The following is a 12504-nucleotide window of genomic DNA, read 5'->3' as shown; positions in this document are numbered from 1 at the left end:
TCCCCCCCTAGCGTCGCGCCATGAGCGATCTGCTGCTGACCGTATATCTGCATCCGCCCGTCCTGCAGACCGCGCAGGCGGGCAAGCTGGGCATCCTGAACCGCATCCGCGCGCTGCTGGAACCCCGGGGCTGGCAGATCCGCATCGAGCGGTCCGGCCCCGATGCGCGCGCGCAGGCGCCCGACCGCCCCGGCCATGCGCTGTTCAACATGGAACGTCCGACCCATGACCGCGCGCTGACCTTTCGCCTCGCCTATCACTATCCCTACTGGCGGCTGGAGCGGTTGGCCGAACGCTGGCGCTGGCCCATCGCGCAGGCCGCGTTCGATCCCGCCCGGATCGAAGACGGTGCTGCGCACAACTTTGCCCGCCGCCTGCGCGACCGCGTGCTGCCGGGGCCGGACCCGGTGCGGGGCGATCACATCCTGATCCCGCTGCAGGGCCACATCCGCCGCCAGCGCAGCTTTCAGTCGGCCAGCCCCGTCCAGATGATCCGCGCCGCCGCCCGCACGGGCCGGCCCTGCATCGCGACCCTGCACCCCAAGGAGGTCTATGACGATGCCGACCGCACGGCCCTGGACCGCCTGGCCCGCGATCATCCGAACCTGACCATCGGCGGCGACACGGGCGCGCGCCTGCGCGATTGCGCCTTCGTCGTGACCCAGAACAGCGGGGTGGGCTTCGACGGGCTGATCCTGGGCAAGCCTGTCGTGCTGTTCGCCCTGTCGGATTATCATCACGTCACGCTGGATGCGGGGCACCTGGGCGCCGACCGCGCCGTGGCGATTGCCGCGGACCACGCACCCCCGACCGCGAAGTTCCTGGACTGGTTCCTGCGCCGCACCAGCCTGGACATGATGGCGCCCGATGCCGACGACCGCCTGCTGGCGGCGATGAAAAAAGGCGGCTGGCCCGTCTGAGGGGCCGCCGCCTTTCGCACAAATCAGGCAGAGATCAGACGGATTCGTCGATCCAGCTTTTCAGCGCGGCCTTAGGAGCGGCGCCCATGCGGTTCGACACGACCTCTCCGCCCTTGAACATGAACAGCGCGGGGATACCGCGCACGCCCAGGGCCGCGGCCTGTTCGGGGTTCTCGTCGACGTTGATCTTCACGATCTTGACCTTGCCCGCGTATTCGTCGGACAGCTCTTCCAGGGCGGGGCCGATCTGCTTGCAGGGACCGCACCATTCGGCCCAGAAATCGACGATCACGGGGGTGTCGGCCTGACGCACTTCGGCGTCGAATTCAGCGTCGTTCACATGCACGGTGGCCATGTTCGGGCTCCTTTTGGGGGTGGGCCGGACGGGCCGGCAGGTCGGGTTCTGTCCAACAGGTATGGGCCGCATGGGGACGGGTCAAGGGGCAGGGGCCGCCTTGACCCAACCCCGCCATCACCCGGTCCAGCAGCGCATCGGGAAGCGTCATCAGGCTACGCGTCGCCGTCCACAGCACCGCCATGCGGATCGGGCGGTCCGGCCAGATGCCCCGCAGCGCCGCGCGATAGGCCGCCATCTGCCGCAGGATGCCCTCCGGCACGGCATCGGCATCCTGTGGCACGTCGGCATTGGTCTTGTAGTCGACGGCCGTGATCAGCGCGTCGGTCACCACCAGCCGGTCGATCACCCCGTTCAGCGTCCCCAGGCCTGCGACGGGCGCGGTCAGCGCGACTTCGGACAGGATGCGGGCGCCCTCTCCGGGCTGCAGAACCTGCGTCAGGGCCGGCGCGGACAGGACCGCGTGGGCCTCGTCCAGCAGGTCGGCCATGTCGGGGGCGTCGGGCAGGCCGCCTTCGGCCCCCGACAGGATCGCACGGGCGATGCGCGGCCAGTCGGATGCGGTATGGGCGGGCAGATGCTCCAGCAGCAGGTGCAGCCGCGTGCCGCGCAGCATCGCGGCGTCGCGGTCGCCTGCGCTGGTCCCGGCCAGCACCTTGGCGCCCCCCAGCCCGCTGGCCGTCACCGGGCCTACGAAATCAGGCGCGGGCGGGGCCATGCGCAGCGCCCAGTCCGGCGCCGCGACCGGCACGGCCGCATCGGGGGCTGGGCTTTCGGCCTCTGCCGGCCAGTCGCCCCAGGACAGGCGCAGCCCGGTGCCGACGCCTTCGATCGGCAGGTCCTGACGCGTCAGGGCGGTGCGGCCCGCGCCTTCGGCGACCATCGCGTGCCAGCTGTCCATCCCCTCGCCCGTGTCGCCGGCTGCGGCCACGATCAGCCAGCTTTCGGCCCGCGTCATCGCGACATACAGCAGGCGCCGCCGCTCCTCCTCCTGCCGCCGCTGCCATTCGGCGACGGCCATCGCGACCGCGTCGCAGCGTTCGGGCGCGGCGCCGCGCCAGACCGGCATGTCGTCCAGACGCACCAGCGCCTGGCGGTTGTTGGGCTTGCGGACCTGGGTCTCGGGCAGGATCACCACGGGGCTTTCCAGGCCCTTCGACCCGTGCACCGTCATCACCCGGATCAGACCGCCCGCGCCGCCGGGCAGCTGTCGCTTCACCTCGACCTCGTCCTGGGCCAGCCAGACCAGGAAGCCGGTCAGGGACGGGGTTTCCACCTGCTCATAGGCCAGGGCCTGGGACATCAGCTCGTCGATGCCGTCCACGGCCTCGGGGCCAAGGCGGGCCAACAGGGCGGCGCGGCCGCCATGGCGGGTCAGCAGCCGGGCGATCAGGTCGTGCGGGCGCAGATAGTCGGCCTGTCCGGCCAGATCGTTCAGCACCGCCTGTGCGTCCACGTGGGACGATTCGCGCAGGCGCATCCACAGGTATTCGCGCGACCGGCGGCCATGGGCCAGGCGGTACAGGTCGTCCTCTGACAGTCCGAACAGCGGAGAGCGCAGCGCAGCCGCCAGCGACAGGTCGTCCTCGGGCGTGGCCAGCACCGACAGGGTGGCGATGATGTCGCGCACGGCCAGCTCGCCCGCCAGGCGCAGGCGGTCGGCCCCCGCCACCGGCAGGCCCGCCGATTTCAGCGCCGCGATTAGCGCCGCGAACAGCGTGCCGCGCCGCTGGACCAGGATCTGGATGTCGCCCGCATGCAAAGGTCGTGGCTGGCCCGATTTCGCGTCGATGATGGGACTGCCCAGCATCGCGCGGATCTGGATCGCGACATGGCGGGCCAGCTGCGTGTCGGCGTCGTTTTCGGACGGCGCATCGACCGGGCGGGTCCAGTCCTCGGGGTCGGTCCTGTCGGGCTTGGGCAGAGCGGGCCAGATGTCCACGCGGCCGGGCAGGGCCGCCTTGAAGGCCACGTGCCGTGGCGGATCGCCCAGGCCCGTCGCGGCCTCTCCCTGGAACACCGCGTCGACCAGCGCCAGCACGGCGGGCGACGACCGAAAGCTGTGGGCCAACCCGCGCTGCTGCATGGGCGCCTGCACGGCCTGGAAATCGGCGGCGAAGCGGTCGCGCATCGCCTCGAACACGGTGATGTCGGCACCCTGGAACGAATAGATCGACTGTTTTCGGATCGCCCACCACGAACAGCGTGCGGGGCCGGTCATGTGCGCCGGCGCCGCTGGTGAATTCGTCGGTCAGGCGGCGGATCACCCGCCACTGGCCAGGGCTTGTGTCCTGCGCCTCGTCGACCAGGATATGGTCGATGCCGCCGTCCAGACGCCACAGCACCCATTGCGCCATGCTGGATTCCTCCAGCAGCGCGGCGGTGCGGCCGATCAGGTCGTCGAAATCCAGCCAGCCCTGCGCCGCCTTGGCCGCGTTCATGCGCGCCGCGAAGGCATGCCCGAACCGGTGCAGCGCCAGCGTGCGTTCCGCCGCCGCCAGGGCCAGCGCCTGCGGGCGGGCCAGTTCGACCCGCTCCATCAGGGCGTCCAGATCGTCCATGAAGGGGGCGCAGGGGCCGGTGGCCATGGCCTTGGTCGGGATCTTGCCGGTCTTGGCGCCGAACGGCACCTTGGCGCTGCCGCCGAACAGCAGGCACCCGAACAGGCGGGACAGGTCGTCCATGCCGGGATCGCGCCAGTTCACCTGCGCCAGCGCCTCGGCCAGCTTGACGTCATTGGCGGAACTGCCCCGCAGCGGCGGAATCATCGCATCGGCCAGATCACCTTCGCCGCCGGTGAAGACCCCGGCCAGCAGGCTGTCCGCCGTCAGGCCGGGGGGCAGGTCCAGCGCGGCCCAGATCGCCGCCCGCGTCGGGGGCGTCCGCGTAATCGGCCAGGGACAGCCCGGCCAGGAACCCGTCCAGGTCGTCGCCCCCCTGAAGGCGGGTCAGGTCCGCGATGGCGGGGTGGGATTCCTCGGCCATCGCCTCGATGATCTCGGCGCGCATGGCGCGGGCGCTGCGGTCGTCCAGTTCCGCGAACCCCATCGGCACTCCGGCCTCCAGCGGAAAGCGGCGCAGGACGGCGGCGCAAAAGCTGTGGATCGTCTGCACCTTGAGGCCGCCCGGCGTCTCGATCGCGCGGGCGAACAGGCGCCGCGCGGCGGGCAGGTCGGGGTCACCCCCCCTCGCCCAGCTGGGCCAGTTCGGCACGCAGGGCAGATTCGGGCAGCATCGCCCAGGTGCCAAGCCGCGCCAGCAGGCGGTTCTGCATCTCGGTCGCGGCGGCCTTGGTATAGGTCAGACACAGGATGCGTTCGGGCGGCGTCCCCGCCAGCAGCAGCCGCGCGACCCGGTCGGTCAGCACGCGGGTCTTGCCCGACCCGGCATTGGCCGTCAGCCAGGTCGAGCGCAGCGGATCGGCCGCCGCGATCTGGTTCAGCGTCGCCTCATCCATGATGATCGCCCACCTTCCGCGGCGCCGCGGCATCGGTCAGCGCCCATTCGCCGTACCGCGCCAGGTGATCGTAATCGCCCGCATAGGACGTGCTTTGGGGCGCACGCATCGCGGTGAACCCGGCCTCTCCGGTCACATAGGACCGCAGCAGGCGGACGAAGCCGTCCCAGGTCTCGGCCTCGATCAGGTCGTCATGCTCGCGCGGGTGGGTCTTGCCCTCTCCGCCCAGCTGGATGTAGCGCAGGCCCGCCACGTCCACCGGGCCAAGCGCGTCGAACCCGCCGCGGCGCGCCATCGCGGCCTCCAGCATCAGCTGTTTGTCGAAATGGCGGATCATCGCGTCGGTCGGCGGCGTGCCGGACTTGTAGTCATAGACCACGACGCGGTTGTCGGTCAGCAGGTCGATCCGGTCGGGCTTGGCGGTCAGGGTGATGCCCAGGTCCGCCACGGGCACCTTGCCGCGATGCTCCACGACCATCGGCCGCCCCTCGGCCAGGCGGGTCAGCTCGTCCGCGACGATGCGGTCGGCGATCCGCGCGATGCGCGCCGACCAGAAGGCGCGGGCGGCGGGCCAAGGCACCTCGTCCGCCAGCACCCGGTCGGTCAGCGCCAGGAACCGGTCCCTGAGAACCTCTGGCGAGGTGTCGGGGGTGGGACGGCTGTGCAGCAGCGCCTCGACGATGGCATGCAGGGTCTGGCCGCGCAGCGACGCGTCGGGCTGCGGGCGCAGCGGCGGCAGCGCGCGCAGGCCCAGCACGCGCTTGGCATAGACCGCATAGGGGTCGCGGATCAGCAGCGACACGTCCGTCACCGGCAGGTCCGGGAACAGGGGCAGCGGCGGGATGGGCGAGGGGCGCGCCGCCGGGGGCACCGGGGCGGGGGGCCGCGCCACGGCCTGTGCCAGGGCCAGCCATTCCGCGCCGCGCGCCCGCATCCGGGCCAGCGCCTCTGGACCGCTGCGATCCGGCAGCCCGCCCATCAGGTTCAGCATCCGGTTCAGCCAGCGCGACGGGATGGTCTCGGCCTCGGCATCGCGTTTCGCGCGGGTCAGATAGACCCGGTCGGCAGCCACGGCCTGCTGAAAGTCGTGCGCCGCCAGCCCGATCTGGCGTTCGGGCAAAGGCAGGCCCGCGGCGGCACGCATCTGGCGCGACAGCCAGGGGTCGGGCGACAGGGGCCTGCGGCCAGCCCCCTTCGTTCAGGCCGGACAGGATCACGGTGCCGTGGCCGTGCAGACGCGCCTCGCGCGGGCCGTGGATGCGCAGGCAGTGATGCGCCTCGACATCGTCGCGCACCGCCTTGGCCTGCAGTTCGGTGACCAACAGCGCGCTGAAGTCGCCCGGGCCGATGTCGGGGCCAAGCGCCGCGTGTTCCACCAGATGGTCCAGCACCGCGCGGGCCATCTGCCCGGCCTTGTCCTGCCACAGCTGAGAGCGTTCCGCATCGCCATCCGGTCCCGCCGCCAGGGCCTGGGCCAGGTCCAGCAGGTCGGCCAGCCGATGGGGCAGGGGCCGCGGCGCCCGGTCGCGGGCCACGGCGGTGATGCGCGACAGCATCGCGGCCAGCCATTCCGCCCAGATCTTGCGCGTGCCGTCGCCCTTGGTCGCCCAATCGGCCAGCGTGGCGGCATCGGGAAAGGCCGGGCCGTTCCGGCGCAGCTGCAGTTCCAGCTCGCGCGTCTCGCGCAGCATGTCGTTTCGCCCGATCGCGGTCGATCCGGTCGCGGTCAGCGGATGCTTCAGCAGGATCAGCAGCCGGTCGATGGTCAGCGGCTGACCGAACAGCGCGGCCACCTGGCGCAGGAACAGGCCCGGCGCGGTCAGCGGCAGGGGCCGGCCCGCGCTGTCGTCGGGGCGGATGTGCCAGCGGTCCAGCGCCGCGGTGACGCGCCGGATCAGGCCGCTGTCGGCCGCGATCAGCGTGACCTGTTCGCCGCCGCGTTCGGCGGCGTCGCGCATGATCAGGGCGATGGTCTCGGCCTCCTGGCCGGGCTGGTCGGCCTCGATCAGGGTCAGATCCGCGGTGGCGGCGATCAGGTCGGGCAGGGCAGGGCCCTCGGCGATCCACTGGTCGGTGACCGGCGCGGGCCGCAGCGCCAGAGAGATCAGCCGGTTGCGCCCTCGGATGGCGGCCGCACCGCGGTCCAGCGCTGCGGATAGCCCGCCTCCGCGATCAGCGGCGCGAACCGCGCCTGCGGATGATCGTCGGCGCGCTCCAGCCCATCCCAGACCGGGGCGGGCTGGTCGAAATCGAAACCGGGCAGCACCACGGCGCCGTTGGGCAGCGCCGCCACCGCCTGCATGTACAGACGCGTCGCCCCGTGCGATCCGGTCGACCCTGCGACGATCACCGGGCCCTGCGGCAGATCGATGCCTTGCGGCCAGTCGCGGGAGGCCGCCTCGGCCGCGGCGCGCTGGCGGGCAGGGCGGTCCTGGGACGGATCGCCCAGGTGGAACTGGGCCGCGATGCGCAGGAAGGCCAGTGCGTTCTGCCAATGGCGGGCATGATCGCCGGTGTCGATCGCCTCCAGGTCGGACAGGTCGCGGCCTTCGGTCTGCATCTCGACCATCAGCTGGGACAGGGACTGCGCCAGCACCGGGATCGAATGACCCGCCCCCAGATCGGGGCGCAGGGCCAGCATCTGCGCGATCAGCCGCGCCAGTTCCAGCCGCCGCGCCAAGGGCGGCACCGGTGGGTCCGGCATGACCAGGGGCCCCGGGTCGACCCCGGTGATCGACCGGATCTGCGGCAGCAGCAGCGGCCCCGCCCTGTCGAAGGCGCGATACAGCGCCCCCCGCGTGGACGCGGCGTTGACGAAGACGGTGACCCCGGCCAGCGCCTCGGGCGGCTGGTCCGCCATCCGCTCCAGCAGGCCCCGCACGAAGGCGTCGGCAAAATCCACGCCGGGGGGCAGCGCGTAAAGACCGCGCATCTCAGCCATCCAGCAGCGCCTCGGCCAGGGGGATGGCGGCGGGATAGCCCACGTCGCACCAGCCGCCGGGATGGATCAGCCCATGCGCGCGCCCGTCCGCGATCATCAGATCCCACAGGCGGTTCAGCGAAAAGACCGCATCGCCAATTTCGGCCAGCCGATCGGTGCGGATGATCTGGGCGCCTGCATAGACATAGTCGCCCCGCCGGTGCAGGCGACCGCCATCCAGGCTGAAATCGCCCGCCCCCTGTCGCGCCGTGGCCTGGGCCAGCGGCACCAGCGCCAGCAGCGCGTCCATGCGGTCGTCCCACGCCGCCATCAGCGCGACAGGACGTTCGGCCCGGTCCAGACCACGTCGGGGTTCAGCGTCATCACCGGCCCCGGTCCCATCAGGGGCAGCGCCTGGCGCAGCCCGCCGCCGGTGTCCAGGATCAGGTCCGCCTCGGCGCTGATCGCGACCTCCTGACCGGCCAGGTGGCGTTCGATCTGATCGCCCAGGTAATGCGTGTTGACCACGATGGGTGCGGCGCCCGCGTCGCGGCCCAGGTCCAGCGCGCGGTCCAGCAGGGTGCGTCCCGAAACCGGGATCAACGGTTTCGGCCGGTCGTCGGTCAACGGACGCATCCGCGTGCCCAGGCCCGCGGCAAAGATCATCAGGGACGGCATCGGGCGATCCTTTCGCGCAGGGCGGCGTCTGGGGCGGGCACATTAGCCAACATGGCCCGCAGAGGCGCCAGCGCCGGATGCGCCAGGTCGCGCTGCAGATGCGCCCAGACCCGCGGCATGAAGGCCAGATAACGCGGCTTGCCGTCCCGGATCGCCAGCCGGGCAAAGACACCCAGGATGCGCAGCGCCCGCTGTGCACCGATCAGGGCATAGGCCGCGCGAAACGGGGGCCTCGGCCAGGCCGGTCGCGGCCAGATAGCGGGTGATCTGTGCCTGTTCCGTGGCCGGGTCCACGTCGCGGCGCGCGTCCTGCAGGGCGGATACCAGGTCATAGGCCGGGTGCGCGGCCACCGCGTCCTGATAGTCCAGCAGACCCAGGGGCGCGTCGCCGCGCCAGACCAGGTTCTCGGCATGGAAATCGCGCAGGCTGATGGCGGGGGGGCAGATCGCCGCACAGGCGGTCGTGCAGATCGGTGATCAGCGTGGCCAGGTCCGGCAGGTCGGCCCCCGGATAATAATCGACGAACAGCGCCGCCAGATCGCCCATCGCCGGCCCGTCCAGCGGCGCCACGAAAGCGGGGACCGGCTGACGGTGCAGGTCGACCAGCAGGTCGGTGATGCGGTCGTGGATCTGCGGACCCAGATCGGGCCTGTCGGCCAGCACGCGGGCCACCAGATCGTCGCCCAGATCCTCCAGCAGCAGGAACCCCTGATCGGCGTCCTGCGCCAGAACCCTGGGCGCGCCGAACCCGCGGCCGCGCAGCCAGTCGGTCATCGTCAGGAACGGCCCCACGGACCCCGACGGGTCGTCCATCAGCACGCCCACCCCCGGCAGCCGGAAATACCGCCTGGCCGAGGCATCGCCCGCCAGGGGCAGCACCCGCGCGTCGCCATGCCCCGCCGCGACGACGAATGTCGCCCGCGCCGTCAACCGGTCCGCGCCGGGGAACGCCATGTCGATGCGGCGCAGGTCAGGGTCCGGGTCTCCGCCGATCGCGATGATGATGGCGCCGGGCGGGACGCGCTCCAGCCGGTCGGGCCATTCGATCAGGCAGATCGCGTCCTCCATCGCTTCGTCCAGGCCCAGTTCGGTCAACTCGGACGGGTCGGTCAGGCGGTACAGGTCGGCATGCCAGATCTGCGTGCCCATCGGGTCGTCATAGGTCTGGACCAGTGTGAAGGTGGGGCTGGGCACGTCCTCGGCCGCATCGCCCTGGCGGGCGCGGATGAAGGCGCGGGCGAAATGCGTCTTGCCCGCGCCCACCGGACCGTCCAGCAGGATCGTCGCCGGGGGGCGCGATCTGGGCGGCCAGCATCCGGGCCAGGGCTGCGGTCAGGGTCTCGGTGGCGATCAGGCGCGTGTTCATGCCCCGGTTCTAGCCTGTCGCGCGGGCGGGGGAAACAGGGCGTGGATGGACGGCGCGCGCGAATGCGCTAGGCTGGCGGCGAAACCGACCGGAGGCCCCATGCTGCGCACCGCCCTTGTCCTGACGCTGGCCCTGTCGGGGCCGGCACTGGCCACCCAGGAATACATCCTGCCCACCCTGTTCGACGTGGCGCGGGTCGCGGCCGACGACGTGCTGAACATCCGGGCCGAGCCGGATGCCTCCGCGCCGATCATCGGCACGCTGGCCTTTGACGCGACCCACGTCGAGGTGGTCGAGCAGCGCGCCGGCTGGTCGCGCGTCAACACCGGAGAGGGGTCGGGCTGGGTGTCCGACCGCTATCTGGATTACCGCGTCGACGTCTGGCAGGACGGCGCCCTGCCCGCGGCGTTCCAGTGCTTTGGCACCGAGCCGTTCTGGGCCTTCATCCCGCAGGGTGACAGCGTGGTGCTGGGCGGTCCCGACATGCCAGAAGACACGCGCCCCGTCCGGGCGGTCCTGTCCACCGGCATCTTCCGCGACCCGACCCGCGCGGTGGTGGCCGATGGGCTGACCCTGACCGCCATCCCGCAGCTGTGTTCCGACGGCATGTCCGACCGCCTGTTCGGAATGCGCGCGCATGTGGTGATCCACGGCGATACGCCGCGGATGCTGTCGGGGTGCTGCTCGATTCAGCCCTGAAGGCCCAGCACGTCCATCATGTCGTACTGACCCGGCCCCTTGTCCTGACCCCAGACCGCCGCGCGGATTGCGCCCCGGGCAAAGATCGCGCGGTCGGTGGCCAGATGGCGAAGGACGATCCGTTCACCGTCGGCGGCAAAGATCACGTCATGTTCGCCCACCACGTCGCCGCCGCGGATGGCCGCGAAAACCGATGCTGCCCGCAGGCCGGGCCCCGGTGATGCCGTCGCGGGCGGGCACGCGCAGGTCGTCCAGCGCGGCGCCGCGTCCCTGGGCCGCGGCTTCTCCCAGCATCAGGGCGGTGCCCGACGGGGCGTCGACCTTGTGGCGGTGATGGCTTTCGACCACCTCGATGTCCCAGTCGGTGCCCAAGGCGGCCGCGACCTTGCGGGTCAGCCCGACCAGCAGGTTCACGCCCAGGCTCATGTTGCCGGCACGGATGATCGGCGCGTGGCGGGCGGCGGCCGCCAGCGCGTCCAGGTGCCGCTGCTCCAGCCCGGTGGTGCCGACGACGTGGACGGCGCGCGCCTGGGCGGTCAGTTCCGCGAATGCCACCGTGGCATCGGGGCTGGTGAAGTCGATCACCGCCTGCGCCTGGGCGATGGCCGTCACCCGCGTCGTCGCTGACCGTGACGCCGGCCGGCGCGCCCCCCATCGCGGTGCCGATGTCCTGCCCGATCCAGTCGTGGCCCGCGCGGTCCAGCGCGCCGACCAGCCGCAGGTGGTCGCTGTCCAGGATCAGGCGGATCAGCATCCGGCCCATCCGGCCCGATGCCCCGGTCACCACGACGCCCGGCCGCTGCGGCTGATCGGTGTTCTGCAAATCGCTCATGGTCCACCCCTGTTGGCTTTGGGGCGTGATACAAGGTTGCGGCCCACGCCGCGACCCCCTACATCGGGACGCATGGCACAGAACCGCAATTCCCAAGGTCAGGGCCCCAAGCAGCGCCAGCTGCGCGTGGGCGAACTGATCCGTCGCACCCTCGCCGACGTGCTTGCGCGCGCGGACGTGCACGACCCCGACCTGAACCGTCATTCCATCACCGTGGCCGAGGTGTCGATGTCGACCGACCTCAAGGTGGCGACGGCCTATGTGCTGCCGCTGGGAGGCCGCGACGCGCCCGAGGCGCTGGCCGCGCTGCGCCGCAACACGCCGGAACTGCGCCATCTGGTCGCCAAGGCCATGACGCTGAAATTCGCGCCCGAGCTGCGGTTCCAGCTGGACGAGACCTTCGACCGCATGGACGACACCCGCCGCCTGTTCGAGGACGAGCGCGTGCGCCGCGACGTCGCCGCCCGGACCGGGACGACGATGACGCCTGATCTGCCGCGTCTGGCGGCAGTGGCGGTCGGAATGCTGGTCGCGATGGCGCTGCCGTCGGGGGCCGCGCAATGCGAACGCGTGGACCATGATGGCCAGGGCTATGTGCTGTGCCAGGTCGAGGCCGCGCAGGAACCCGCCCTGCGGCTGTTCCAAGACGGCCCCGACGGCGCGCCCTTGCGCAATTTCGCCAATGTCCGCCGCACGCTGGACGCGGGTCAGACGCTGTCGTTTGCCATGAATGCGGGCATGTTCCATGCCGATTACCGTCCGGTGGGTCTGCTGGTCGTCGACGGGGTTGAACTGTCGCCCATCGTCACCGGCGCCAGCCGCGACAATTTCGGGATGCTGCCCAACGGCGTCTTCTGCACCGGCGGCGCGCAGCCCTTTCAGGTCATCGAAAGCGTCAGCTTTGCTGAGACGCGCCCCGATTGCCGACTGGCCAGCCAGTCCGGGCCGATGCTGGTCATCGACGGCGATCTGCATCCGCGGTTCCTGGCCGACAGCGACAGCCGCTATATCCGCAACGGGGTCGGCGTGTCGCCCGACGGGCAGACCGCGTGGTTCGCGATCTCGAACAGGCCGGTGACGTTCCACGAATTCGGGCGGTTCTTCCGCGACGGGCTGGGCGTCCGCGATGCGCTGTATTTCGACGGCTCGATCTCGCGGCTCTATGCGCCGTCGGTGAACAGGGCCGATTTCGGGCGCAGCATGGGGCCGATTATCGGCCTGGTCGAGTGACCGGTTGACCCCTGCCCGCCGCGGGTCTATCCCCCGGCCCTTGTTT

General features: G+C 71.3%; 9 protein-coding genes and 4 pseudogenes. 5 read left to right on the top strand and 8 right to left on the bottom strand.

Annotated elements, in window-relative coordinates; all coding sequences use genetic code 11:
* Nucleotides 1–20: 20 nt before the first annotated feature.
* The gene (locus F1642_RS08205; RefSeq protein WP_194885969.1) at nt 21–920 is read left to right on the top strand and encodes a hypothetical protein; all 900 of its coding nucleotides are present in this window, start codon (nt 21–23) and stop codon (nt 918–920) included.
* Nucleotides 921–954: 34 nt separating this feature from the next.
* Here the strand turns inward: F1642_RS08205 and trxA are convergent, their stop codons facing one another.
* The 3 genes and pseudogenes from trxA to F1642_RS15760 all read right to left on the bottom strand — a co-directional run bounded on the left by trxA (nt 955) and on the right by F1642_RS15760 (nt 5876).
* Nucleotides 955–1275, bottom strand: a complete 321-nt coding sequence (gene trxA / locus F1642_RS08200) for a thioredoxin (protein WP_046000498.1) — start codon at nt 1273–1275, stop codon at nt 955–957.
* A 121-nt stretch (nt 1276–1396) separates the two neighbouring features.
* A pseudogene (gene addA, locus F1642_RS08195) lies at nt 1397–4765 on the bottom strand (double-strand break repair helicase AddA); the annotation flags it as partial.
* A complete protein-coding gene (locus F1642_RS15760) occupies nt 4725–5876 on the bottom strand; it encodes a PD-(D/E)XK nuclease family protein (RefSeq protein WP_255522273.1) in 1152 nt (383 codons plus the stop codon). The pseudogene addA and the gene F1642_RS15760, both read right to left, overlap by 41 nt.
* 79 nt (nt 5877–5955) lie before the next feature.
* Between F1642_RS15760 and F1642_RS15755 the strand changes: the two genes are divergently transcribed.
* Complete coding sequence (locus F1642_RS15755) at nt 5956–6891, top strand: hypothetical protein (protein ID WP_255522272.1); 936 nt, start codon at nt 5956–5958, stop codon at nt 6889–6891.
* On the opposite strand, the gene F1642_RS15750 is transcribed toward F1642_RS15755, so the two are convergent.
* The 4 genes and pseudogenes from F1642_RS15750 to tsaE all read right to left on the bottom strand — a co-directional run bounded on the left by F1642_RS15750 (nt 6837) and on the right by tsaE (nt 9594).
* Nucleotides 6837–7673, bottom strand: coding sequence for a hypothetical protein (locus F1642_RS15750; RefSeq protein ID WP_255522271.1), 837 nt, complete (start codon nt 7671–7673; stop codon nt 6837–6839). The genes F1642_RS15755 and F1642_RS15750 overlap by 55 nt on opposite strands.
* A pseudogene (locus tag F1642_RS08185) lies at nt 7666–8318 on the bottom strand (nucleotidyltransferase family protein). The gene F1642_RS15750 and the pseudogene F1642_RS08185 overlap by 8 nt, the downstream one beginning before the upstream one ends.
* A gap of 54 nt (nt 8319–8372) precedes the next feature.
* Entirely contained in the window at nt 8373–8732 is a 360-nt protein-coding gene (locus F1642_RS16495) for a phosphotransferase (RefSeq protein ID WP_370582865.1), read from the bottom strand.
* A complete protein-coding gene (gene tsaE / locus F1642_RS16490) occupies nt 8659–9594 on the bottom strand; it encodes a tRNA (adenosine(37)-N6)-threonylcarbamoyltransferase complex ATPase subunit type 1 TsaE (protein WP_370582835.1) in 936 nt (311 codons plus the stop codon). The genes F1642_RS16495 and tsaE overlap by 74 nt, the downstream gene beginning before the upstream one ends.
* Before the next feature lie 202 nt (nt 9595–9796).
* Here tsaE and F1642_RS08175 point away from each other — a divergent pair, with 202 nt between their 5' ends.
* The gene (locus F1642_RS08175) at nt 9797–10396 is read left to right on the top strand and encodes an SH3 domain-containing protein (protein WP_046000494.1); all 600 of its coding nucleotides are present in this window, start codon (nt 9797–9799) and stop codon (nt 10394–10396) included.
* Here the strand turns inward: F1642_RS08175 and dapB are convergent.
* Nucleotides 10387–11228, bottom strand: a pseudogene (gene dapB, locus F1642_RS08170) (4-hydroxy-tetrahydrodipicolinate reductase). The gene F1642_RS08175 and the pseudogene dapB overlap by 10 nt on opposite strands.
* A 72-nt stretch (nt 11229–11300) precedes the next feature.
* Here dapB and rbfA point away from each other — a divergent pair.
* Together rbfA and F1642_RS08160 are read left to right on the top strand one after the other, a co-directional pair.
* Nucleotides 11301–11639 (top strand): annotated as a pseudogene (gene rbfA / locus F1642_RS08165) (30S ribosome-binding factor RbfA); the annotation flags it as partial.
* A gap of 69 nt (nt 11640–11708) precedes the next feature.
* Nucleotides 11709–12458 (top strand): phosphodiester glycosidase family protein, encoded by a 750-nt coding sequence (locus F1642_RS08160; RefSeq protein WP_045981950.1) that lies wholly within the window; start codon nt 11709–11711, stop codon nt 12456–12458.
* Nucleotides 12459–12504: the final 46 nt, after the last annotated feature.

Source organism: Paracoccus sp. NBH48, from assembly GCF_015390265.1.
Classification (GTDB): domain Bacteria; phylum Pseudomonadota; class Alphaproteobacteria; order Rhodobacterales; family Rhodobacteraceae; genus Paracoccus; species Paracoccus marcusii.
The sequence above is the reverse complement of the archived record's forward strand: the minus strand, read 5'-3'. Positions and strand labels throughout refer to the sequence as shown.